Genomic DNA, 24412 nt, shown 5'->3' with positions numbered 1-24412 from the left:
TTTACCACCCTTCGGTCAGTACGCGGTCGAGTGCGTCCGCGAAGAAATCGGCATCGGTGATCGTCACGCCCAGCGGCGGCTTGATCTTCAGTACACACAGGCGATCCGACGTCGGCTGCATGATCACGCCGAGCTCGCGCATCCGCTCGCAGATCGCGGCGGTCTCCGCCGCCGCGGGCTCCAGCGTGATGCGATCGCGGACGAGCTCGACGCCGACGTACAGCCCCATCCCGTGGACGGCGCCGATGATCGGATGGCGGTCGGCGAGCTCGAGCAGCCGCATCCGCAGATGGTCGCCGACCACGCGCGCGTTCTCCTGCAGTTGTTCGTCGCGGAGTACGTCGAGAACCGTCGTACCGGCCACGCAACTGACCGGACTGCCGCCGGCCGACGAGAAGAAGTACCCCTGGCTGCGGTAGCCCGCGGCGATCGCGGCCGTCGTGATCACCGCGCCGAGCGGATGCCCGTTGCCCATCGCCTTCGCCACCGTGACGATATCCGGTACGACGCCTTGTTGCTCGAAGCCCCAGAAGTGGTTGCCCAGACGGCCGTATCCGACCTGGACCTCGTCGGCGATGCACAGCCCGCCGGCCCGCCGTACTGCGGCATAGACGGCCTGCAGGTAGCCGTCGGGGAGAGCCATGCCGCCGGCGTTGCCGTAGAACGACTCGGACAGGAACGCGGCCGGCGGAGGGCTCAGTTTGTTGATGTAGGCAACGGCATCCTCGGCGTATCGGTAGGCGTCGGGCCCGCGGTACTGCCCTCGATAGGCGTTCGGCGCGGCGACCGTGTGGACCCAGGACGGCCGGGAATGCAGGGCGTTGGGATTGTCGGCGACCGAGGTCGAGATGGCGTCGGTTGCGTCGGACCAGCCGTGATATGCCTCCCGTACGGCGATGACGTCACGCCGGCCGGTGTTCGCCCAGGCGAGCCGAAGCGCGAGGTCGTCGGCCTCGGTGCCGCTGTTGACCAGGAACACGGCGTCCAGTGGTTCGGGCAGGAGCTCGGACAGACGCTCGGAGAACTCGACGACCGCGCGGTAGTGGAAACGCGAGTTGGTATTGAGCAGCCGCCACTGCTGCTCGACCGCGGCCGCGAGGCGCGGGTGACCGTGGCCGAGGATCGACACGTTGTTGACCATGTCGAGGTACGAACGGCCCTCGGTGTCGAACAGGTGGTTCCGCCAGCCACGCTCGATCTGCGGCGGCTCCCGGAAGTAGTGCTCCTGAACCGGCGCGAACGCAGACTCACGGCGTTCCAGCAGGTGATCGACGGTCGGGGGAGTGGCGACCGCATCGATGAGACCGGTCGGGTCCGGACACGACCCGGCCCAGGCGTCGGCCAGACTGGCCTGAATGAAGAACGGTGGCCGGGTCTCGAGGTCAGTCAGCTGCACCCGCAGCGCCGCTCCAGGTGTGAGTTGCCCGAGTGCGTCACCGGTCTCGAGCGCACCTTCGGCATCAACGGACGCACCGCTGAGCCACAGGGTCACCCCATCCCGACCTTTGAGTGCGACGGCATCATCGTGCCGCTGGATGACCCCGGCCCAGGGCGCACGCAGCTCCAGCTCTTGCACGGCAAACACCTCGACACCGAGACCGACAGATGCCGGCGCCTCGAACGAGTTCAGCCGAGTCCGCGTCAGCCGCGGCTGAAGGAACGGCACCGCGACAGCCGCCGATTCGTCCCGCTTGGCCACGGCTTCCTCCGCCTCGTCCAGCAGGAAGCCACCGTCGTGCAGGTCGACGCTCGTCGTCGACAGGTCCAGTTGCGCCGGAACTACGGGCTCGTCGCCGATCCACAGCAGGGCCGAGCCGTCGATCGTCCGACCCTCGTTCCGCGGCCGCACCGACGCGCGGATCAGCTCGGTCAGGACCTCGAGCGGAACCGACGTCGCCTGCTCGAAGATGGCCCACTCGCGCGCGAGGTTCTCCGACGCGTACCGGTTGTCGCGGTCGACCTGCGTCTGCTGCTGACCACTCACCATCAGCGCGGCGGCCCGTAGTACGACGAGTGGGCCGAGCGCCGCGAGTTCGTCGTCGGAGATCGGCCGGATCCGGTCGTACGCGACGATTGCCGGCAGCATCGTCGAGAGATCGGGGGAGTGGTACAGCAGCGACGTACACGTCACAGCGAGCTCGGCGATCGACCAGCTCTCGGTCAGGTCGCCGAAGTCGATCACCCCGACCGGCCGGCGGCGACCGTCGGCGTCGACGGTCGCGATCACGTTGTCGTCGGTCAGGTCGCCGTGGATCACCTGCAGCGGCAGGTTCCCGGCGTACGGCGCGAGCGCCTTCGCGGCGGTCGAGGCCGCGGCGCGGGCGGCGTCGGGTCCGCCGGGCACGGTCACGAAATCGGCGAGCCGGGTCACCACCTCGGCCGCGTTCCGCAGATCCCACTGGAGCGAGCGGGCCGGGACCTCGCCGCCGAGTCCGGCCAGCGCACGCGACGTACGCGCGGCGAGATCGCCCAGGGCGGCGACGATCTCGGGCGCGAGGTACGCGCTGTCGCTCAGAACATCTCCGGCCACGAAGGTCACCAGCCGCGCGTACGTCGGCCGGCCGCCGAACGCGATCGGCTGCACCGTCGAGCCATCCGGCCCCGGCACCGCCCCCGGCACCTGGATGTCAGCCTCGTGCCGGGCGACGTGGGCGGCCGCGAGGTCCTGTGCCGCCAGGTCCTCGCGGGTGAACGCGGCGTTGGACACCTTCAGGACGTACTGCGCATCGGCCGCGGAGACCAGGAAGTTCGCATCCTGCTGGCTGCCGAGCTCGGTGGCCTCGCCCTCGATGCCGTACGTCGCCCGCACGTACTCAGCCGCCTGCGCCACGGTGATCTCGGGCGCGGGGAGGGCTGCTTGTTCGAAGAAGTTGAAGGTCTGGGTCATGCGCGTTCCTCCGCGATCGAGTTGCCGCCGTCGACGACGATGCACTGGCCGGTGAGATAGGACGACGACGGCGAACACAGATAGGCAATGAGGCCGGCGACCTCGTCCGGCGTACCGCTCCGGCCGACCGGCGTCCGCAACCCCTGCCGGTGCTCGTCCGGCGTCTGCGAGTCGGTGGCGATCCACCCCGGAGCTACGGCGTTCACCGTCACCCCGGCGGCCGCGGAGTCGAGCGCGAGTCCGCGGACCAGCCCGACCACGCCGGCCTTCGCAGCGGAGTATGCGATCTCGCCGCGCATGCTCATCACCGGTCCGGTGAGGCTGGCGACCATCACCAGGCGGCCGGCGCCGGACTCCTCGAGCGCCGGCATGACGGCGCGCGCGAACAGGAAGGCCGCGTCCAGGTTGCGGGACAGGCTCGCTCGCCAGGTCTCCAACGACAGCTGCCCGACCGCCCCCGATTCCGGCTCCGGACGGGTGGTCGACGTCATCCCCGCACAGTTGACGGCGATGTCGAGCCGGCCGAACCGCGACTTGGCGGCTCGGGCCAGTTCCACGGTGGTGCCTGCCTGGGTCAGATCACCCGGGATGGCAAGGGTGCCGGCCGGCAGCTCGGCCGCGCGTTGGTGGACCCGGTCTCCGGCCGCAGAGATGACGAGTGAAGCACCGCGGGCGCTCAGCGCTCTGGCCACCGCGAAGCCGATGCCACGCGGTCCGCCGACCCCGGTCACCACCGCAGCCCGGCCCGCCAGATCGAGGTCGCCCACGCATAGCCACCTTCCGAAGATTGGTGACCAATCTAGCAGCTACGTAATTGGTGAGCAATCCTGGTTAGTGCTCAGAAACCCAGCCTCCGGCGCAGCCCTGTGAGTCGTTGGGAGGCATCCACCGAGCGCTCGGCCGCCAGGGTCGCGACGCCCTGGGCGAGAACGTCCCCGACGACGATCGAGGTCAGCGGTTCGCCGGTCAGGCCGGTGGGGGTCGTCGGCGAGTGGAGCGTGACCGTGACCGCGCGGGAGAGCTTGCTGTCCGGGTCCTCGGTCACCAGGATGGTCGCGGCGCCGACGTCGCGCGCGCGATCGACCAGGACCTCGACCTCGATGACCGAGCGGCCCGGCGCGAACAGGACGACGACGTCACCGGGCCCGATCGCGAGCAGATCATCGGCGAGCCGGAAGCCCCCGGCGTGCAGCGGAGTCACCCGGAGTCCGACCCGCCGCAGGACCAGGGCCAGATGATCCGCGGCCACGAACGAGGCACCGAAGCCGTAGGTGAGCGTGTGCCTCGCATCGAGCAGTAGGTGTACGGCGTGCTGATACGTGTCGAGCTCGAACGTCGGCTGCATCAGCTCGAGCCGCTCGAGTGACTCCGCCAGCACCTGCTGCCAGACGCTCTCCAGATCCCCGCCGGTCGACTCGACCCGCTTGCGGGCGCGCACCACCGGCCGGTTCGCCTGCGTGAACGGCGCCGCGATCTTCGCCTTCAGCTCGGCCAGGCCCGAGTACCCGAGCGCCTGGACGGTACGGATGACCGTCGCGTTGCTGGTCTTGGTCTCGGCGCCGAGGTCGGCTGCCGACAGGAACAGCAGCTCCTCGGGCGTCCGCTCGGCCAGCGACCGGCTGACGGCCCGGGCAGCCGGCGAGAAACCCTCCCAGCGCTCGCGGATCCGCGTCCGCAGTTCGGTGATCACGTCGTCCTTGGTCGCGGCGGTGACGGCGTTGGTGGAAGCATCGCGGGGCTCATCCATGTAATGGATGGTACGAGCCCACCCGCCGTGCGGTGATCAGGACGTTACGGTCGTGGTGCGAAATGTCTCGGCGAGGACGTCCAGCGCGTCGTCGATCAGTTCGTCGGAGATGCTCAACGGCGGGAGGAAACGCAGTACGTTCCCGTCGGTCCCGCAGGTCAGGACGATCACTCCGGCCCGGTGCGCCGCGGCGGCGACGGCCCGGGTCAGTACGGCGTCTGGTTGCGTGGTGCCCGGGACAACGAGTTCGACGGCGAGCATCGCCCCGCGGCCCCGGACGTCCCCGATCCTGGGGTCGCTCCTGGCCAGGTCCTCCAGCCGGCTCTTCATTCGTTGCTCGATCTGCCGGGCCCGCTCGACCAGCCCGTCGGCCTCGATCGTCTCGATGGCGGCCAGCGCGGCGACGCAGGCGAGCGGGTTGCCGCCGTAGGTCCCGCCGAGACCGCCCACGTGCGGCGCATCCATGATCTCCGCCCGCCCGGTCACCGCCGAGAGCGGCAGACCGCCGGCAATCCCCTTCGCCGTCGCGATCAGATCCGGTACGACGCCTTCGTGCTCGCAGGCGAACAGGTCGCCGGTGCGAGCGAAGCCGGTCTGTACTTCGTCGGCCACGAAGACCACGCCGGACTCGCGGCACCACGCGGCCAGCGTGCTCAGGAACCCGGGTGCCGGCTCGACGAATCCGCCCTCACCCTGGATCGGCTCGATCACCATCGCCGCGAGGTTCGTCGCACCAACCTGTACCGAGATGAGCTCGATCGCCCGGCGCGCGGCTTCCGCACCGTCGAGTCCGCCGTCGCGGAACGGATACGACAACGGAGCGCGATAGACCTCGGGCGCGAACGGTCCGAAGCCGTTCTTGTACGGCATGTTCTTCGCGGTCATCGCCATCGTCAGGTTCGTCCGGCCGTGGTAGGCGTGGTCGAACACCACGACCGCCGGTCGCCCGGTGAACGAGCGCGCGATCTTGACCGCGTTCTCGACCGCCTCGGCGCCGGAGTTGAACAACGCGGTGCGCTTGGCATGATCGCCCGGGGTCAGGCGATTGAGCGCCTCCGCGACCGCGACGTACGACTCGTACGGCGTGATCATGAAGCAGGTGTGGGTGAAGTCGGCCACCTGGGCCTGTACGGCGGCGACCACCCGCGGCGCGCTGTTCCCGACCGTCGTCACCGCGATCCCGGAACCGAGATCGATCAAGTGGTTGCCGTCAGCATCGACCACGATGCCGCCGCCGGCCCGGACCGCGAACACCGGCAGGGTGGTCCCGACGCCGCCCGCGACTGCCGCTGCCTTCCGGTCCATCAGCGCTTGCGACGCGGGCCCGGGGATCGCGGTCACCAGTCGTCGTCGTTGCTCGACACCCGCGGCAGTCTCGGCGATGGTCATGGGTCCTCCTCGGCTCGACCATCGCCAGTGTGAGACGCCGTAGCTATGCTGTCCAATACTCGTTATCGGCAGAATCCATGCCTAGGAGGCATATGCAGCTCCGGCATGTCCGCTACTTCGTGGCGACCGCGGAAGCTGGCAGTGTGAGCGCGGCCGCGCTCGCGGTCCACGTCGCGCAGCCCGCCCTGTCCCGGCAGCTGCGGCAGCTGGAGCACGACCTCGGCGTCGCGCTGTTCGACCGCGGCGCCGGACGGCTCACGCTCAACCGGACCGGGCGTGCGCTGCTGCCGACCGCGAAGGACCTGCTCGCCGCGGCCGATGACCTCAAGGCCGCCGCGGCGTTCCACGCGCAAGGCCGCCTGGACCGGATCACCGTGGCGGCGCCGACCGTGACGCTCACCGATGTCGTCTCGCCGTTCGTTGCGACGATGGCTCCTGACGATCCGCTCCTCGACGTCCGTCCCGCCGACGGGTCGACCACGACCGAGATGCTGCGGTCCGGCGCGGATCTGGCGATCGGGATCCAGCGCGCGCAGGCGCCGTACGCGTCGCGACCGCTCGCGGTGCTCCCGGTCTGGGCGTACGTCCCGGCGGACGATCCGTGGTCGTCGCGTGGGCGGGTGGAGCTGGCCGAGGTGCTCGAGCGGCACGTCATCGGTCTGCCGCCGACGTACACGGCGCGAGAAGCCCTCGACTCTGCGGTGGCTGCCGCCGGTGCCGGGATCGCACACTTCACCGAAGCTGCGAACGGCACCATCGCACAGGCCTTGGCCGCAGCCGGTCGCGGTGTCGCCGTGGTCTCCGACGACGCCCGCTTCGACCTCGTCCCTCTCGCGATCAGCACCGGCACCGGCACCGGCGTCCTCAGCATCAACCTCGTCGCGGGCTGGGACTCCCGCACCGTCGCGGCCGCCGAGCTCGAGTCCCTCGCCGACCGCCTCGCGACCTGGGTGCTACGTCGCTACCCGCAGGAGTAGCGGAGCAAGGCGGTCGGCGATCAGGAGATAGCCCTCGGGACCGGGGTGGACGTCGTCGGCGTACAGGGCGCGGGCCTCATCCGCGGTGAGGAGGTCGCGGCCGTCGATGACCTCGACGGCCGGGTCGTTGCGGGCGCCCAGCTCGACGAGCCTGCGTACGTCGTCCAGCGTCAGGCCGACCGCGTTCGGTGTGCCTTCGCGGTTGGGGGCCGGGAGCGGAGTGATTACGGCGAGCGGCGTCTCCGGGTGCCCCTGGCGGACGGTTGCAACGAAGGCCTCGACCTGGCCGGGCAAGGTGCGCCCGTTGAAGGTCTCGCCGCCGTGGATGTTGATCCCGAGGCACAACGAGATGAGGTCGGCCGGGAGATCGCGGATCGTACGGGCCGCGACCGGATCGAGGTGACACTCACCACCGAAACCGAGATTGACGCCGTCCCAGCCGTGGCGCCGGGCGACGACGGCGGGCCACGTCTCCGACGGCCCGTACGCACCGCTGCATTGGGTGATGGAACTGCCGTACGTGATCCATCGCGGTCCGGTCGGCGCGAGTTCCTCGGCTGCGCCGTCGAAGCGAGGCTCTCGGATCGCGATCGCGCCGGCCTGCGGAAGCCAGATCTCCACCTCCGCCTCGCGGCCGGGGAGATCGACGGTCAGCTGCTGCTCGCCGTCGCCGACCTCACAGCGACGGTGCAGTACGCCGTTGAGCAGTACGTCGACGGGCGCGATCCGGTTGTAGATCCCGAGGGCTGCCCGGATGTCCAGTTGCACCGAGGTTGCCGCCGTATGCCAGGCTCCGCGGACGCCTGCCGGGGTGGCGGCTCGTGCCCAGAGGTGGTCACCCTGGCGATGTGGGCGTCCGGTCCACTCCGTCAGCCGGAAGTCCTGACCGCGCGGGTCGAGCCGCCAGAACGTCGTCCAACCATCCGCGTCGGGCTCGTGGTGCCGGAAGCCGGTCCAGGTCATACGCGCGCTCCCCGGATGCCCCGCAACGACCGGGCGGCGGGCTGAGCGGCATCGGACGAGAGGCGGGCGACGGCGCGTGCACCGAGGCTGGCCTCGACGTGGGCGAGCATTACCGAGGTCGCGGTGCCGGAGTCGCCGGCCGCGATCGCGTCGACCAGCTCGAGGTGCTCGGTGTGGGTGCGGTCCAGATCCGCCTCGGTCCGGCCGGTCTCCAGGGCGAGCCTGCGGTAGCGGTCGGCCTTGTCCCAGAGCGAGTCGAGCGTTTGGACCAGTACCTGGTTGTGCGAGGCCGAGTAGATCGCGACATGGAACCTGCGGTGCGTCAGCAGCTCCGCCGTACCAGGATCGGTGCGCAACGGCAGCAGTTCGTGGGCCGTCTCCCGGATCAGCGCGAGGTCATCGCGGGTACGGCGTTCTGCCGCCAGCCCGGCCGCCAACGGGTCGAGGGACCGGCGGATCTCGATCAGGTCCCGCGCCTCCTCGACAGTCAGCCTCGTGACGCGTGCGTCCCGGTGGGCGTCCAGCTCGACCAGTCCCTCGGTCATCAGCCGCCGGAGCGCTTCACGCAACGGCGTCGTGCTGATCCCGAGCTCGTGGGCCAGCGAGGCCTGGGGGATGACGGCGCCCGGCGTGAGATCACCCCGGAGCACCCGCTCCCGCACCAGCTCGTAGGCCACTTCGGCCTTCGTCAACGCGGTCTCCTTCGAGAAGTTATAGCAACCGATGCGTCGAGAATACCTTGAGATCAAGCCTTGAGACGATAGGAGGTGCGGTCTTGACGTGAGTCGTTATAACGACTGACACTCCTCATCATGAGAACCTTCCGCCTCGGAGTACTGACCGGTGACGGCATCGGGCCGGAGATCGTGCCCGCCGCCGTCGAGGTGATTGACGCAGCAGTCGCCGCCACCGACACCGCAGCGGTCGAGTGGGTGCCGCTGCCGGTCGGCGCGGCCGCGATCGAGTCCCACGGCGACGCGCTCCCGGAGGTGACGGTCGAGACGCTCCGCGGGCTCGACGGCTGGCTGCTCGGTCCGCACGACAGCGCCGCGTACCCGGAGGAACATCGGCGGAAGCTCAACCCGAGCGGCTATCTGCGCAAGCACTTCGACCTGTTCGCGAACATCAGGCCGGCGAAGGCCTTCGACGGTACGCCGGCGCTCGTGCCCGGGATGGACCTGGTCGTCGCCCGGGAGAACACCGAAGGCTTCTACACCGATCGCAGTACCTACCGCGGCACCGGCGAGTTCATGCCGACCGCGGACGTGGCGATCGCGATGGGGATCTTCACCCGGCCGGCGATCGAGCGGATCGCGCGGCAGGCCTGTGAGCTGGCCCTCCGCCGGCGCCGGCACCTGACGATCGTGCACAAGGCGAACGTGCTGCGGACCACGACCGGGTTCTTCCTGGAGATCTGCCGCGAGATCGCTGCCGACTACCCGCAGCTCGAGGTCGACGACTTCCACATCGACGCGATGACGGTGCACCTGGTCCGGCGCGGCGCGGACTTCGATGTGCTGGTCACCGAGAACATGTTCGGCGACATCCTGTCCGACCTGACCGGTGAGCTGGCGGGCTCGCTCGGGATTGCGCCGTCCATCAACGCGTCGCACGACCGGGCGATGGCCCAGGCGGCGCACGGGTCGGCGCCGGACATCGCCGGGCGCGGTCTGGCCAACCCGACCGCGATGATCGCCTCCGGCGCGATGCTCCTGGACTGGCTCGGCCTCCCGGAGGTCGCCGAACGCATCGACCTCGGCCTGCGCGAGACGGTTGCCCAAGGCATCCGTACGGCGGACCTCGGCGGCACCGCGAGTACGACGGAGTTCACCGCCGCCGTGATCAAGGGACTTGCATGAAGCTGCAGCCCCTGAAGGGCATTGCACCCGACCATCTGCCCAGGACGCTACGCATTCTGCTGGAGAACGCACTCCGGCACGGGACGGCTGCCGACGCCCTGCGGGAGTGGAAGCCCGGCGCGACCGGCGAGCTGGAGGTCTACCCCTCGCGGGTGTTCCTGCACGACACGAACGGCGTACCCGTGCTGGTCGACCTGGCCGCGATGCGGGACGCCATGGTTGCCCGCGGCAAGGAGCCGCGGCTGGTCGATCCGGTGATCCCGGCCGAGCTGGTCGTGGACCACTCGGTGATCGCGGACGTGTACGGCCGGCCGGACGCACTGCGCGTGAACGTCGACCGCGAGTACGAGCGGAACGCCGAGCGCTACCGGTTCCTGCGCTGGGGCCAGCAGACGTTCGAGCGGCTCAAGGTCGTACCGCCGGGGTCCGGGATCATGCATCAGATCAACCTCGAACACCTGGCCCGGGTGGTCGAGGAGCGGGACGGATGGGTATTCCCGGATCTCTGCCTGGGCACGGATTCGCACACCACGATGGTCAACGGTCTCGGCGTGCTCGGCTGGGGGATCGGCGGTATCGAGGCCGAGGCCGCGATGCTCGGCCAGTCGGTGTCGATGATCCTGCCGCCGGTCGTCGGCGTACGGCTCAGCGGCGCTCTCGAGGCCGGGACGACGGCGACAGATCTGGTCCTCACGATCACCGAGACGCTGCGTGCGCACGGTGTCGTTGGCAAGCTGGTCGAGTTCACCGGCCCCGCGCTGGCCGGGCTCGCGGTGCCGGACCGCGCGACGATCGCCAACATGAGCCCGGAGTTCGGCTCCACCGCGGCGTACTTCCCGATCGACGACCGCAGCCTCGACTACCTCCGCTTCACCAATCGCCCAGCGGAGAAGGTCGCCCTGGTCGAGTCGTACGCCCGCGAGCAAGGCCTCTGGCACGACCCATCGGCCGACCTCTTATATGACGAGTACGTCGACATCGACCTGTCCGCCGTCGTCCCGACGATCGCCGGCCCCCGCCGCCCCAACCAGCGGGTCCCGCTCTCGACCGCGAAGCAGGCCGTCGAAGGCGAACTCCCACCCGGACCCCGCACGACCGACTCACCCGGGCACGGAGCGGTCGTCGTTGCCGCGATCACGTCCTGCACGAACACGTCCAACCCGGCGGTCATGGTCGCGGCCGGGCTGGTGGCGAAGAACGCGGTCGAGCGAGGGCTGGTGAGCAAGCCCTGGGTGAAGACGACGCTGTCGCCGGGATCGCGGGTGGTGATGGACTACCTCGGCGCGGCCGGCCTCACGCCGCATCTGGAGAAGCTGGGGTTCCATCTGACCGGGTTCGGTTGTATGACGTGCATCGGCGCGTCCGGCGAGCTGGCCGTCGACGCCAAGGACCTGACGGTGGCCGCGGTGCTCTCCGGCAACCGGAACTTCGAGGGCCGGATCCAGCCCGACGTACGGCTGAACTACCTCGCCTCGCCGCCGCTCGTGGTCGCGTACGCGATCGCCGGCCGGATGGACATCGACCTCCTCGCCGAGCCCCTCGACGGAGATGTCTACCTCAAAGACATCTGGCCGCAGCCGGCCGAGATCGAGGCGGTTCTCGCGCAGGTGCTCAAGCCCGAGCTCTTCGACCACGCGTACGACGACCTGTTCGCCGGCGACAACCGCTGGCAGACGCTGGACGCGCCGGCGGGGGAGACCTTCGAGTGGGGCGATTCGACGTACCTGCAGCAACCCAACTACTTCGATGTCCAGCCAACCGATCTGACCGGTGCCCGCGCACTCCTACGGCTCGGTGACTCCGTCACGACGGACCACATCTCACCGGCCGGCGCGATCCCGCGGGACAGCGTGGCCGGCCGATACCTGACCGGTCTCGGGGTGACCGAGCTGAACACCTACGCGTCCCGTCGTGGCAACCACCAGGTGATGGTCCGTGGTGCCTTCGGCAACCTCCGGCTCCGCAACCAGCTCGTCGACACCGAGGGACCGGTTACCCGAGGACCGGACGGCGAGCCGGCCCCGATCTACGACGCCGCGATGGCCTACCGCGCGGCCGGCGTACCGCTGGTCGTTGTCGCCGGCAAGGAGTACGGCACCGGCTCGTCTCGCGACTGGGCCGCGAAGGGCCCGGCACTGCTCGGAGTACGCGCGGTCCTCGCGCAGTCCTTCGAACGGATCCACCGGTCCAACCTCGTCGGGCTCGGCATCCTGCCGCTCGAGTTCCTGCCCGGGGAGGGCGACGATCTCACCGGCGAGGAACCCATCGACATCGAACTCCACGACGACGGCCTGGCCACCGCCCGGTCCGCGGGCCGGACCTACCGCCTGCGGATCCGCCTGGACACGCCGCGCGAACACGACTACTACCGCCACGGCGGCGTCCTGCCGTACGTCCTGCATCGCCTCAGCGAAGGGCAACCCCAGTGATCGCCTCGATCAATCCAGCCACCGGCGAGCAGCTCGCCGGCTACGAACCCTACGACTCCGACCGGGTCGACCGGCTGCTCGGCGCCGCAGCGGTTGCCCAGAGCAACTGGCAGCACACCGAGGTCGGCGAACGCGCCGAACTGCTCCGGACGATCGCGAGCACGCTGCGCGCCCGCAAGTCCGAGCTCGCCGCCCTGATCACCACCGAGATGGGCAAACCGCTGACCGAAGCGATGGCAGAGATCGAGAAGTGTGCGGTCACCTGCGAGTACTACGCCACCCACGCGGAAGGCTTCCTCGCCGCGCAGGCGGTCACCAGGGAAGGCCGGATCGAGTACGAGCCGCTCGGCGTCGTCCTCGCCGTGATGCCGTGGAACTTCCCGTTCTGGCAGTTCTTCCGCTTCGCGGCACCCGCCGTCGCGGCCGGGAACGGCGCGATCCTCAAACACGCGAACACCGTGCCGCGTTGCGCGCTGGCCATCGAGTCGGTGCTCGCGGACGCCGGCATGCCGGCCGGACTGATCGGCGTCGTACTGGTCGAGACCGAACAGGTCGCCGGCCTGATCGCGGACGACCGGATCGCAGCCGTGACATTCACCGGCTCGACCGAGGTCGGCCGGATCATCGCCGCACAAGCCGGTCAGGCCTTGAAGAAGCAGGTCCTCGAGCTCGGCGGATCCGACCCGTTCATCGTGCTCGCCGACGCCGACCTCGAAGCGGCTGCCACCGCGGCCGTCACGAGCCGGTTCATCAACGCCGGGCAGAGCTGCGTCAACGCCAAGCGGATGATCGTCGAGGCGTCGGTCGCCGATCGGTTCGTCACGCTGTTCTGTGCAGCACTCGATCGACTCGTGATGGGTGATCCGCTGGACCGCGCGACGTCGCTCGGCCCGCTGGCGCGCGACGGTCTGCGCGACACGCTCGACGATCAAGTACGTCGTACCGTCGACGCCGGAGCGAGTCTCCTGCGCGGTGGGGAAGCGGTGGAGCCCGGCTTCTACTACCGGCCGACGGTGCTGGATCACGTGCAACCGGGGATGGCCGCGTTCGACGAGGAGACGTTCGGACCGGTCGCTGCGATCGTCCGCGCCCGCGACGCCGACGAGGCGATCGAGCTGGCCAACCGGACCGAGTTCGGTCTGGGCTCGTCGTTGTGGACGGCGCAGGAACGGGCCGCCGAGCTGGTCGGGCGGATCGACGCCGGTGCGGTGTTCGTCAACGCGATCGTCGCGTCGGATCCGCGGTTGCCGTTCGGCGGGATCAAGCAGTCCGGGTACGGCCGCGAGCTCGGCGCGGACGGGATGCGCGAGTTCATGAACGTGAAGACCGTGTGGTCCGCGGATCCCGCCCCGCGATTGGTGATCCGGCCCGACGACGTTGAGGTGTTCGACCGCGGCAGCGGCGTACGCACGGTTCCGTACGTCGGCGCGTGGAACAGTGCCTCGAACAAGATCACCACCGGTACGACGATCTTTGCCGTCGGCACCGAGATCCCGATGCACTCGCACAACGTCGAGGAGTCGGTGCTGGTCTTCTCCGGCCAGGCCACCGCGGTGATCGACGGTGAACGGGTCGACCTGGAGGCCGGTGACGCGACCTGGGTGCCGGCCGGCGTACCGCATCAGTTCATCAACCGCGGCGCCGGCGAGCTGACCATCTACTGGGTGTACGGCGGCCGCGAGGTGACCCGCACGATGACCGCCACCGGGGTGACTGTGGCACATCTCTCGGCCTCCGACCGCGGAGCCGTTGCGGCCGCTGGATCGTAACGAATAGACTTATGTAACAGGTGATGCAGATTAACTGAGGTTACGCAATCCTCAGTTCGGGAAGGCTCACCTCACTGCGGAAGGACATCCTCGAAATGACCGCAGAAGTTGCGGAAACCCCTGAGATCCACCACTCCCATCGCGATGTCACCGGCGGCTGGCTGCGGCCCGCGACGTTCGGTGTGATGGATGGTCTGGTCTCGAACTTCGCCCTCGTCGCCGGTGTGGTCGGCGGCGGTGCGACCGGCAAGGTCGTGATCATGACCGGACTGGCCGGCCTGGTCGCCGGTGCCTGCTCGATGGCCTCCGGCGAGTTCACCTCGGTCTCGTCCCAGACCGAGCTGATGCAGGCCGAGATCGCGGTCGAGAAACGCGAGCTCGAGATCCATCCGGTAGAAGAGGAGCGCGAGCTCGCGCTGATGTACGAAGCCAAGGGCCTGCGCCCCGAGCTCGCCGCCGAGGTCGCCCGTGAGTTGACCGTCAACCCCGCGGTCGCGCTCGACGTCCACGTCCGCGAGGAGCTCGGCGTCGACCCCAACGACCTGCCCTCGCCCTGGGTGGCGGCGGGTTCGTCGTTCGCGGCCTTCGCGGTCGGCGCGCTGATCCCGCTCGTCCCGTTCCTCTTCGGCGCCGGCAGTGTGCTGCCTGCGCTCCTGCTGAGCGCACTCGGCCTCGTCATCACCGGCGGCATCGTCGGCAAGATCACCGGTCGTCCCTTCTGGTACGGCGGCGGCCGCCAACTGCTGCTCGGTGGGCTGTCGGCCGCGGTCACCTTCGCGATCGGCCTGGCCGTCGGCACAGGATTGTCATGAACCTCCTCGTCACGGCCCTGGTGAAGCAGGTGCCCAAGGGCGACCACAGCGGACGCCTCGACGCCGACGGACGGCTCGAACGGGCCGGTGCGATCACCGAGATGAACCCGTGGTGCCGTCGGGCCGTGGCCCAGGCGGTCCGGCTCGCGGGGGAGACGGGTGGTCGCAGTACGGCGATCACCATGGGTCCGCCCGCCGCTGTCGACGTACTGCGGGAAGCTCTGGGCTGGGGTGTCGACGACGCAGTACATCTGTCGGATCCCGCGCTGGCCGGGTCGGACTGCCTGGTCACCGCACGCGCGCTCGCCTCGACGATCGCGGTGCTGGACGAGCCACCCGACCTGATCCTGGTCGGCTCGAGCTCGGTCGACGGCAGCACCGGAGCTGTCGGCGCGATGCTTGCCGAGCTCCTCGGCCTCCCCTTCACCGGTCCCGTCCTCACCCTGGAGGCTGAGGGCGGGCGGCTGCGCACCACAGTCCAGTACGACTCCGGCACCGAGTCTGTTCTTATTGATCTCCCGGCCGTGGTCGCCGTGGCCGAGCGGTCCTGCCCGCCGGCCAAGGTCCCGGCCGAGTCCTGGCCGTCGGCCGACACCGTTCGGCGAGTCAGCACGACCGACCTCGCCGCCGGCGCCTGGGGTCTGCCCGGCAGCCCGACCAAGGTCGCCCAGGTCCACCCGGCCCCGCTGACCCGGGACCCGGTGATCTTCCGGGGTCGACCCGAAACGCAGGTGAGCCGGGCCATCACCGAGCTGATCGCCCGGGGCTGCTTCGACGCACCCGTCGCTCTGTCGGCCGAACCTGTGCCGACCCCGCAACGGCACGGCCCGGACGTTGTCGCCTTGGTTGGCCCTGGGCCTGCTGCCGGGACGCGGGCGCTGCTGGGAACTGCCGCCGCGCTCGCCGCGGAGGCCGGCGGTGCCGTCGTCGCGGTGCGTACAGAACAGAGCAGTGCCGACCTCGCGCAGTGGGGCGCCGACGAGGTCATTACGTTGAGCGGCGACGAACCGCGACCCGTGGCACACGCATTGGCACGGTGGATCCGCGAGTGGGAGCCGTGGGCCGTGCTCGGCGCGGCCCTGCCGTGGGACCGCGAAGTACTTGCCCGGCTGGCGGTCGTGTTCGGCGCCGGGCTGATGTCCGACTTGGTGAGCCTGACTGCGAAGGACGGTCGCTTGGCCGGTCTGAAGCCGTCCGGCGGCGGCACGCTGGCGGAGATCGTCAGTCACGGCACACCCCAGATCGCGACCCTGCGGACGGGACTCCTGCCACTCCGTACGCCGCGCGCCGGCCGGCAACTCACCGAGCATGTCCTGGCCGTCGCGACGGATCCCGCCATCGCCCGTGCCGAACGTCGTACCGGTGACGACGGCGACGCCCTGGATCGTGCTGAAGTGGTGATCGGGGTCGGCCGCGGCGTACCGCCGGACAAGTACAACGAGCTCGAGGCGATGCGTCTCCTGCTCGGTGCCGAGCTCGGTGCCACCCGGAAGGTCACCGACGAGGGCTGGCTCCCGCATGGTCGTCAGATCGGCATCACCGGCCGCAGCGTCGCACCCCGAATGTATGTCGCGGTCGGTCTGTCCGGGAACCTGAACCACCTGGCCGGTGCGAGCCGCGCCGGGACCGTACTGGCGATCAACACCGATCCGGCCGCCGAGGTCTTCGCGCACTGCGATGTCGGCCTGGTCGCGGACTGGCAGGAGGTGATGCCGTTCCTCGTCGACGGGCTGCGAAGTCGTGTCAGCCGATAACCTGTCCGGCATGGCGACCCGACGTACCAAGGCCAAGAGCCCCGAGAGCTGGCTGCTGCTCATCTACAAGGTTCCCAGCGAGTCCTCGCGGGCCCGGGTGGCGGTGTGGCGGGAGCTGAAGCGACTCGGCGGGTTCTACGTGCAGCAGGCCGTGTGCGTGCTGCCGGACCGCGACGACCTGCGGACCGGCATGGAGAAGGTGCGCGAGCGGGTCACCGAGCTCGGCGGCTCGAGCGTGTTCCTGACCCTGACCGAGGTCGACGACGACGCCCGCGAGCAGTTCGTCGAGGGCTTCCGGACCCAGTCGGCCAAGGAGTACGCCGAGATCGTCGAGGAGTGCGAGACGAAGTTCGTCAAGGAGATCGAGTTCGAGCGGTTCCGGGAGAACTACACGTTCGAGGAGGCCGAGGAGATCCGTCAGGACCTGGAGAAGCTCCGCCGCTGGCTGACCAAGGTCGAGGACCGCGACTGGATGGATGCCGACGGCAAGGACCTCGCCCGGTCCAAGGTCGCGGACTGCGAACGCCTGCTCGAGGAGTTCGAAGCAGACGTCTACGAACGCACCGAAGGCACCGTCTGAGTCAGCGGCCGCGGGACTTCGGCTTTGCGCCGCCCTTGGTGCGCTGGTGGCCGAGGACGGTCTCGTCCGCCAGCGGGTAGCCGTTGAGTTCCTCGCGGAGCTGGTTCATCCGCTCGGTGTTCTCGAGCGCCCGGCCACGGTCGCGTGCGGCCACGGCGATCGTCAGCGCCTCGAGCAGGATCAGCACCACGGCCTGGCTGGTGAACGCTCCCGGCCGGCTCATCCGCGCGGACAGGACGACCTCGACCTCGTCGCGTAGTGCCTCGCCGAGCGTGTCGGTCAGCAGGATCACCGGTACGCCGGCCCCCGCGCAGTGATCGATGATCGTGCGCGTCTCGCGGTTCACCCGGTTGTGCGCCATCACGATCACGACGTCATCCGGCCCGAGCAGCAGGATCCGGTCGGCCAGCCGGTAGCCGGTCTCGGTCGCCGTACGCGCCCGGTGCCCGATCCGGGTCAGATGGGTGGCGATGTACTCCGACACGCCGTCCAGGCCCGCGAACCCGCAGACGACGGTCTCGTGGGCGGCGTCGACGAGCTCCACGGCGCGCCGGAACGCCGCCGTGTCGATGGTCTGCTCGGCCATCATCAGGTGCTCGATGTGATCGCGGAGGGTTGCGCGCAGGACGGTCTCCGGGCCGTCGCCGAGGGTCTCGAGACTCGCGCTCAGCCGGTTGGCCGGCGAGAGCAGCGTCTGCAGGTGGCCCTGTAGCGAACGCTTCAGCCCGGGCAGACCGTCGTACCCGAGGGCTTTGGCGGTGCGGACGATGCTGGCGTCGCTGGTACCCGTTGCCCGGCCGAGCTCCTCGGCGGAGGAGAACGCGGCCTCCTGCGGATGCGCGGACAGGTACTCGGCGACCCTGCGTTCGGTCGCGGTCAGATCCCCCAGTCGCGTCGCGACGCGCTCCTGCAGGGTCGGTGGCTTGGCCTCCGCTGTGGTCATGACATCCCTCCCGTCCGATTCGCTCCCGGCAGATCTTTTCATCAGCGAATCCGTTGACAGCGATTGTAGCAATCACTACCGTCAGGTGAATATTCGTAGTGGACACAACGGCCCAGTGCAGGGAGCTCTCCGTGATCGACACTATCGACCTTTCGGCGGCGGATCCGCGGGAACGTGGCCGTCAGTACGGCGAAGCGGCGCGTGAGCAGATCGCTGCCTCGGTGGCTTTCTATGCCGAGTCGATCGCCCACAAGACCGGACTCGCGTGGTCCGACGTACTCGACCGCGCCGCCGTCTGGGTGCCGATCATGGCGGGCTACCTCCCGGACATCGTGCCCGAACTGCGCGGGATCGCCGACGGGTCGGGCCGGAGCTTCGCGGAGATCGTCGCGCTGAACAGCCGCGGCGAACTGACCCGCGGCAACCCGTTCGAGTCCAAGGACGACGACGAGGGCTGTACGTCGTTCGCCGTACTGCCGCAGGCCAACGCGCTCGGCCACACCTGGGCCGGACAGAACTGGGACCTGTGGGACGGTGTCGCCGAAACCCTCGTGGTCCTGCGGATCGCGCAGCCCGGCAAGCCCACGATCATCTGCCACGTCGAGGCCGGCCAGGTCGGCCGGCACGGCGCCAACTCGGCCGGGATCGCCCTGAACGCGAACGGACTCGGCGCCGGCTTCGGCGGCGGGCCCGGTGTCCCGGGTGCTCTCGTCCGCCGCAAGGTCCTGGAGAGCTGGGACTTCCACGACGCGCTCAAGGCGGTCTTCGACGCCCGCCAGAGCCTGTCCAGCAATCTGTTGCTCACCCACCGGGACGGTTTCGCCATCGACGTCGAGACCACCCCCGGCCGGCACGGCTGGATGTACCCGACGGACGGGTTGCTGGTTCACGGCAACCACTTCCAGGCGTTCGTCCCGCCGCAGATCGAGAACACCTACCGCCCGTTCTCGGTCGACTCGCTCTACCGTGTGCCGCGCGTCGAGACGGGCCTGCACCGGCTCCGCCGCGACGGCAGCACCGACGAAGCGGTCAGCACCATCGTGCGCACCACGATGAGCGACCACTTCGGACACCCCGATGCCGTCTGCCAGCACGTCGACCCGCGCCGGCACGAGCTCGACCGCTACGCCACCATCGCCTCCAGCCTGGTCGACCTGACCACCGGTAGCTACCGGCTCACCCCGGGCCTGCCCTGTGCGAACAGCTACCAGCAGGCGCCCTGGAACCTGTACGACGGTCCCGGTCCCGACGACCGTCCCGACGTACCCGGCCCGGCCCACGCCCTCGCCGGGCAGCGATGACCCCGCCACGCATCCTTAGTCTCAAGGAGCAAGTGCCATGTCTTACTCCGCCACCCGGGTACGGCGTGCTGTCGCCGTACTCGCCCTGACCGTCGCCGCAGGTGCCTTGGCTGCCTGCGGCAACTCCTCCTCGTCAGTGTCACCGGCCGCGGGGGCGGCGCCGAATGCTGACCGTGCCGCCGCCGCGCCCGGCGTCGGCCCCGGTGTGAACCTGGACGAGTGCGGCAAACCGACCCGCACCATCAAGCACGATCTCGGCACCACGACGATCACCGGCAACCCGACCAAGGTGGTGGCGCTGGAGTACTCCTTCGTCGACGCCCTGGTCGCGGTCGGGATGTCTCCGATCGGTGTTGCCGATGACAACGAGCCGAAGCGGATCATCCCCGCGCTGCGGGAGAAGGTCAGCGCCTACAAGTCGGTCGGCCTGCGGGCGACGCCGAACATCCAGGTGATCACCGCGCTGAAGCCGGACCTGATCATCGCCGACAGCGGCCGGCACAAGGCGATCTACGCGCAGCTGTCGAAGATCGCGCCGACGATCGCCTACGCCAGCCTGAACGGCAACTACCAGCAGGTGCTGGACAGTGAGATGTCGACCGCGATCGCGCTGAACAAGTGCGACCAGATGAAGCAGCGGCTGACCGAGCACGCCAAGACGATGTCGGACCTGAAGGCCGAGGCGACCGCGAACGAGAGCCGCAAGGCGCTGTTCGTCCGGGCGTCCGAGAAGGGCTTCACCGGGTTCCCGCCGAAGGCCTACACGCCGGGCGTGCTGTCCGCGATCGGCATTCCGTCGGCGTTGCCGGACAGTGGCAGCGACGCGTCGGTCTCGCTGACGCTGGAGACGCTCGTCGGCACCAAGCCGGACATCATGTTCATCGCTCCGAACGACGGACCGACCCTGCGCGACACCTGGGCGAAGAGCCAGCTGTGGAAGCAGTTGCCGGCGGTGAAGAACAACGCGACGTACGACGTCGACCCGAACGAGTGGTCGCGGTCGCGTGGCCTGATCGCCTCCGAAGTGGTCGCCAAGGAAGCCGTCAAACTCCTCTACGGGAAGTGACATGGCGCTGTCCGTGGGCACTGTGCCCAAACAACCTGTCGAGGACGCCGCTCACAAGCGTCCGAAGATCGTCACGAGCAAGCAGCGGGTCTTCTGGGCGACGCTGGTGCTGCTCGCGCTGGTCTTGGCCGGCGTGCTGTGGAGCTTGTCGATCGGAAGTCAGCACATCCCGTTGTCGCGGGTGCCTGGTGCGATCTTCCGGGCGGATACGCCGGACCAGCTGATCATCCAGTCGATCCGGTTGCCGCGGGTGGTGCTGGCGCTCTGCGTCGGCGCCGCCCTGGCGGTGGCCGGTGCGCTGATGCAGGCCGTGGCTGCGAACCCGTTGGCCGCGCCGGAGATCATGGGGGTGAACGCCGGCGCAGCCTTCGTGGTCGTGCTGGCGATCACCGTCCTGCCGTCGTTGTCCGGCGCACCGACGATCCTGCTGTCGTTCGGCGGAGCCGCCGCGGCCGGAGTGTCGGTGATGCTGCTGGCCGGTTCGGGGCGTGGGCGGGTCAGTCCGATCCGGCTCGCCCTGGCCGGTGTGACCGCGAGCAGCCTGCTGATCTCGCTGACGCAGGTGTTGATCATCTTCAACGAGAACTCGGCCGACAGCGTTCTGTTCTGGCTGGTCGGCGGGGTGAACTTCGCGGGCTGGCCCGATGTCCGCAACCTGCTGCCGTGGCTGATCCTCGGTCTGCTGGGCGCGTTCGCGATGGCGCGGCCGCTGAACCTGCTGGCGCTGGGCGACGACATGGCCCGCGGGCTGGGCCAGAACATCGAACGGACCCGGCTGCTCGGGTCGACGCTGGTCATCGTCCTGTGTGGCGCTGCCGTGTCGGTGGCCGGTCCGGTGGCGTTCATCGGGTTGATCGTGCCGCACATCATGCGGCGGGTGGTCGGCTCCAGCTACACGGTCCTGCTACCGCTGTGTGCGGTGGGCGGCGCCGTCCTCGTGCTGTACGCCGACATCGTGTCGCGCTACGTCAAACCGCCGTACGAAGTCCCCGCCGGCGTGGTGACGGCACTCATCGGTGCACCGATCTTCGTGTACCTGGCCCGCAGGCAGAAGGTGACCTCATGACCAGCACAGCGATCATTGCGCAGGGCGTCCGACGTACGACGCTGGCCCAGCGCCATCCGGGCGTGTTGATGGGCTCGCTGGGCGTCCTGGCCGTCGTCCTGTCGTTCTACAGCCTGAGCGTCGGCGCGACCGACGTCTCGATGGGCGATGTCTTCAAGGCGATCGTTGGTGACACCAGCGACCAGGCCGCTCAGATTGTGGTGCAGTTCCAGCTGCCCCGGGTGTTGCTGGCGTGGCTGGTCGGCATCGCGCTCGCCGTGTCCGGTGGAGTGATGCAGGGCGTCATCCGCAACCCGCTCGCGGCTCCGGACGTCGTCGGCGTCACCAAGGGCGCGGGTTTCGCCGGAATGCTCCTGCTGCTGGCGATACCCAGCATCCCCGTGGTGGCCGTAGTACCGGCGGCGTTCGTCGGCGGTCTCATCGCGGCGGCGTTGGTGTACCTGCTGGCGTACCGGCGAGGTGCTACTCCGGTGCGGATCGCGCTGGTCGGCATCGCGGTATCGGCGGCGTTCGAGGCCGGCATCCGGTTCCTGCTCGTCCGCAATCCGCTGGACGTGAGTGCGGCGCTGATCTGGCTGACCGGCAGCCTGTTCGGCCGGACGATGAGCTCGGTCCTGGAGATCCTGCCCTGGGTCGCCGTACTCGTTCCACTGATCATCGTCTGGGCCCGCAAACTCGACGTGCTCGGCCTCGGCGACGACCTCGCCGCTGGACTGGGGGAACCGGTTGAACGGACGCGGCGGACCCTGCTGCTGTTCGCGGTCGCGCTGGCCTCGGCGGCGGTCGCGGTGTCCGGCACGATCGGATTCGTCGGGCTGATCGCCCCGCACATGGCCCGCCGCGTCTTCGGCGGCCGGCACCTCGCGCTGCTTCCGGCGGCCGGCCTGTTCGGCGTGCTGCTGATGCTGTTCGCGGACATGCTCGGCCGCGGTATCGCGCCCCCACTGGAAGTCCCGGCCGGCCTGATCACCGCGGTCGTCGGCGGCCCGTACTTCCTCTACCTGCTCGTGAAGACCGGAAAGTAGGACCTCCTCATGCGTCTGCAGGCACAAGGCGTCCAGCTCGCCTACGACCAGCGCGTCGTCGCTCAGGATCTGACCCTGACCATCCCGGACGGGAAGGTCTCGGTGCTGATCGGCCCGAACGGCTCCGGCAAGAGCACGGCATTGCGGGCCCTGGCCCGGCTGCTTCCACCGGCCAAGGGGAGCGTGATCCTGGACGGCAAGTCGATCCAGGACACCCCGACCAAGGAGGTCGCGAGACTGCTCGCGATCCTGCCGCAGGTCCTTGTCACCCCGGAGTCGATCTCGGTCGAGGACCTGGTCTGGTTCGGCCGCCATCCGCACCGTACGTCGCTGAAGACCCCGAGCTCGGTGGACAAGGAAGCCGTCGAGTGGGCCATGGAGGTGACCTCCACCGCTGAACTCCGTCATCAGCATGTCGATCAGCTCTCCGGTGGTCAGCGGCAGCGGGTGTGGATCGCGCTGTGCCTTGCCCAAGGCACCGACCTGATCCTGCTGGACGAGCCGACCACCTACCTGGATGTCGCGTACCAGCTCGAGGTCCTCGACCTGCTCCACAAGCTCAACCAGGAGCAGGGCAAGACCGTCGCCATGGTGCTGCACGACTTCAACATGGCGGCTGAGTACGCCGACCACGTGTTCGTGATGAAGTCCGGCACGCTGATCACCGAAGGTACGCCGGAGGACGTGTTCACCTGCGAGATCATCCGCGACGTGTTCGGGGTGGAGTCGAAGGTCGTGCCGCATCCCGTCAGCGGCAAGCCGATGTGTATCCCGTTGCGCGCCGGTCTCCGGGCCAAGTTGTCAGTGGCAACCGGATGAGCGCGACGTTGAGCCCGGCGGAGGTTGCCGAACGGTCCGAGCTTGTCGCACCGAAGCTGCGTGCGCATCTGCCGCCGACACCCTTCGTCCGGTTCGGTGCGTTCAGCGACGAGCTGGGTGCGGAGGTGCTGGTGAAGTGCGAGCATCTCCAGCGCACCGGCTCGTTCAAAGCACGCGGTTCGATGGCAAAGATCCTCACGCTCACCGATGCCCAGCGGCACGCGGGCGTGGTGACCGCCTCGACCGGCAATCACGGCCTCGGGGTCGGCAACGCGCTGGCGACCCTGGGCGGGCACGGCATCGTCTACCTGCCGGAGAACGCGTCGCCGAGCAAGGTCGCCGCGCTCCGCCGGGTCGGTCTCGAAATACGGGCTGAAGGCAACGATTCCGGCGTACTCGAACCCAAGGCGCGGGCGTACGCCGCCGAGCACGACCTGGTCTACGTTCCGCCGTACAACGACCCCGATGTCATTGCCGGGCAGGGCACGGTCGCCGTGGAGATCCTCGAGCAGCTGGACGGGATGACACTCGACGCGGTCGTGGTCGCCGTCGGCGGCGGGGGACTGATCAGCGGCGTCGCATCGGTGTTGAAGAAACACCTGCCGGGCATCCGCGTGTACGGCGCTCAGCCCGCGCTCGACGATGCGATGTCGGCGTCTGTGCGGGCCGGCGAGATCGTCCAGGTCGATGCCGCGGAGACGCTCTCGGACGGTACGGCGGGCAGCGTCGAGCCGGGCAGCATCACGTTCGACCTGTGCCGGCAGCTCGTCGACGACTGGGTGGTCGTCGGGGAGGACGCGATCGGGAGCGCGCTCGCGATGGTCATCGATACCGAGCATCAGCTGATCGAGGGGTCGGCGGCGTTGGCGTTCGCGGCCGCGCGGGAACGACGGACCGAATTGGCGGGCAAGCGCGTCGCGGTGGTGTCGTGCGGCGCGAACATCTCCGCGGCGACACTGGCGTCTGTAGTGAAAACAACAGACTGACGAAATCCTGTAGTGTCTGCTACAGTGTCGGTATCAACCC

The 24412-nt window shown here is 69.2% G+C and carries 20 protein-coding genes; 13 read left to right on the top strand and 7 right to left on the bottom strand.

Annotated elements, in window-relative coordinates; translation table 11 throughout:
• Position 1: 1 nt before the first annotated feature.
• The 4 genes from FDA38_RS28125 to gabT form a co-directional block, all read right to left on the bottom strand.
• Positions 2-2887, bottom strand: coding sequence for an aminotransferase (locus FDA38_RS28125; RefSeq protein ID WP_137257148.1), 2886 nt, complete (start codon positions 2885-2887; stop codon positions 2-4).
• Entirely contained in the window at positions 2884-3654 is a 771-nt protein-coding gene (locus FDA38_RS28120) for an SDR family NAD(P)-dependent oxidoreductase (RefSeq protein ID WP_202877863.1), read from the bottom strand. Before FDA38_RS28120 ends, FDA38_RS28125 begins: the two co-directional genes overlap by 4 nt.
• A gap of 71 nt (positions 3655-3725) precedes the next feature.
• The gene (locus tag FDA38_RS28115; RefSeq protein ID WP_137257146.1) at positions 3726-4634 is read right to left on the bottom strand and encodes a MurR/RpiR family transcriptional regulator; all 909 of its coding nucleotides are present in this window, start codon (positions 4632-4634) and stop codon (positions 3726-3728) included.
• 36 nt (positions 4635-4670) lie between these two features.
• The gene (gabT, locus tag FDA38_RS28110) at positions 4671-6023 is read right to left on the bottom strand and encodes a 4-aminobutyrate--2-oxoglutarate transaminase (RefSeq protein ID WP_137257145.1); all 1353 of its coding nucleotides are present in this window, start codon (positions 6021-6023) and stop codon (positions 4671-4673) included.
• 92 nt (positions 6024-6115) lie between these two features.
• Here gabT and FDA38_RS28105 point away from each other — a divergent pair, with 92 nt between their 5' ends.
• Positions 6116-7000 carry a LysR family transcriptional regulator gene (locus FDA38_RS28105; protein ID WP_137257144.1) on the top strand — a complete coding sequence of 295 codons (885 nt, stop codon included), beginning with the start codon at positions 6116-6118 and terminating at the stop codon, positions 6998-7000.
• Here FDA38_RS28105 and FDA38_RS28100 read toward each other — a convergent pair.
• Together FDA38_RS28100 and FDA38_RS28095 are read right to left on the bottom strand one after the other, a co-directional pair.
• Complete coding sequence (locus FDA38_RS28100; RefSeq protein WP_137257143.1) at positions 6977-7963, bottom strand: GDSL-type esterase/lipase family protein; 987 nt, start codon at positions 7961-7963, stop codon at positions 6977-6979. The two genes, FDA38_RS28105 and FDA38_RS28100, sit on opposite strands and share 24 nt — an antisense overlap.
• On the bottom strand, positions 7960-8655 hold the full coding sequence (locus FDA38_RS28095) for a GntR family transcriptional regulator (protein ID WP_202877862.1): 696 nt from the start codon (positions 8653-8655) through the stop codon (positions 7960-7962). Before FDA38_RS28095 ends, FDA38_RS28100 begins: the two co-directional genes overlap by 4 nt.
• A 120-nt stretch (positions 8656-8775) precedes the next feature.
• On the opposite strand from FDA38_RS28095, the gene FDA38_RS28090 reads away from it, so the two are divergent.
• The 6 genes from FDA38_RS28090 to FDA38_RS28065 all read left to right on the top strand — a co-directional run bounded on the left by FDA38_RS28090 (position 8776) and on the right by FDA38_RS28065 (position 17166).
• Positions 8776-9822: an isocitrate/isopropylmalate dehydrogenase family protein gene (locus tag FDA38_RS28090; RefSeq protein ID WP_137257142.1), complete on the top strand. Its 1047-nt coding sequence runs from the start codon at positions 8776-8778 to the stop codon at positions 9820-9822.
• Positions 9819-12251 carry an aconitate hydratase AcnA gene (gene acnA / locus FDA38_RS28085; RefSeq protein WP_137257141.1) on the top strand — a complete coding sequence of 811 codons (2433 nt, stop codon included), beginning with the start codon at positions 9819-9821 and terminating at the stop codon, positions 12249-12251. The genes FDA38_RS28090 and acnA overlap by 4 nt, the downstream gene beginning before the upstream one ends.
• The gene (locus FDA38_RS28080; RefSeq protein ID WP_137257140.1) at positions 12248-14020 is read left to right on the top strand and encodes an aldehyde dehydrogenase family protein; all 1773 of its coding nucleotides are present in this window, start codon (positions 12248-12250) and stop codon (positions 14018-14020) included. The genes acnA and FDA38_RS28080 overlap by 4 nt, the downstream gene beginning before the upstream one ends.
• 95 nt (positions 14021-14115) lie before the next feature.
• Positions 14116-14832, top strand: a complete 717-nt coding sequence (locus FDA38_RS28075) for a VIT1/CCC1 transporter family protein (protein ID WP_137257139.1) — start codon at positions 14116-14118, stop codon at positions 14830-14832.
• Positions 14829-16586, top strand: coding sequence for an FAD-binding protein (locus FDA38_RS28070; protein ID WP_137257138.1), 1758 nt, complete (start codon positions 14829-14831; stop codon positions 16584-16586). The genes FDA38_RS28075 and FDA38_RS28070 overlap by 4 nt, the downstream gene beginning before the upstream one ends.
• Before the next feature lie 10 nt (positions 16587-16596).
• Entirely contained in the window at positions 16597-17166 is a 570-nt protein-coding gene (locus FDA38_RS28065; protein ID WP_137257137.1) for a Chromate resistance protein ChrB, read from the top strand.
• A 1-nt stretch (position 17167) separates the two neighbouring features.
• Here FDA38_RS28065 and FDA38_RS28060 read toward each other — a convergent pair whose 3' ends face one another.
• Complete coding sequence (locus FDA38_RS28060; RefSeq protein WP_170989899.1) at positions 17168-18109, bottom strand: MurR/RpiR family transcriptional regulator; 942 nt, start codon at positions 18107-18109, stop codon at positions 17168-17170.
• A 131-nt stretch (positions 18110-18240) separates the two neighbouring features.
• Between FDA38_RS28060 and FDA38_RS28055 the strand changes: the two genes are divergently transcribed.
• Genes FDA38_RS28055 through FDA38_RS28030 form a run of 6 tightly spaced genes read left to right on the top strand, consistent with a single transcriptional unit; the run spans position 18241 to position 24372 of the window.
• Positions 18241-19410, top strand: a complete 1170-nt coding sequence (locus tag FDA38_RS28055) for a C45 family autoproteolytic acyltransferase/hydolase (protein WP_137257135.1) — start codon at positions 18241-18243, stop codon at positions 19408-19410.
• A 37-nt stretch (positions 19411-19447) separates the two neighbouring features.
• A complete protein-coding gene (locus FDA38_RS28050) occupies positions 19448-20476 on the top strand; it encodes an ABC transporter substrate-binding protein (protein ID WP_137257134.1) in 1029 nt (342 codons plus the stop codon).
• Position 20477: 1 nt separating this feature from the next.
• Positions 20478-21542, top strand: a complete 1065-nt coding sequence (locus FDA38_RS28045; RefSeq protein WP_137257133.1) for a FecCD family ABC transporter permease — start codon at positions 20478-20480, stop codon at positions 21540-21542.
• Positions 21539-22567, top strand: coding sequence for a FecCD family ABC transporter permease (locus FDA38_RS28040; protein ID WP_137257132.1), 1029 nt, complete (start codon positions 21539-21541; stop codon positions 22565-22567). Before FDA38_RS28045 ends, FDA38_RS28040 begins: the two co-directional genes overlap by 4 nt.
• A 9-nt stretch (positions 22568-22576) precedes the next feature.
• Positions 22577-23386: an ABC transporter ATP-binding protein gene (locus FDA38_RS28035; protein WP_137257131.1), complete on the top strand. Its 810-nt coding sequence runs from the start codon at positions 22577-22579 to the stop codon at positions 23384-23386.
• On the top strand, positions 23383-24372 hold the full coding sequence (locus FDA38_RS28030) for a pyridoxal-phosphate dependent enzyme (protein WP_137257130.1): 990 nt from the start codon (positions 23383-23385) through the stop codon (positions 24370-24372). Before FDA38_RS28035 ends, FDA38_RS28030 begins: the two co-directional genes overlap by 4 nt.
• Positions 24373-24412 lie beyond the last annotated feature (40 nt).

Source organism: Kribbella jiaozuonensis, from assembly GCF_005233875.1.
In the GTDB taxonomy this organism is placed as follows: Bacteria; Actinomycetota; Actinomycetes; order Propionibacteriales; family Kribbellaceae; genus Kribbella; species Kribbella jiaozuonensis.
Note: the sequence above shows the minus strand (reverse complement) of the source record. Positions and strands in the feature narration are given on the sequence as shown.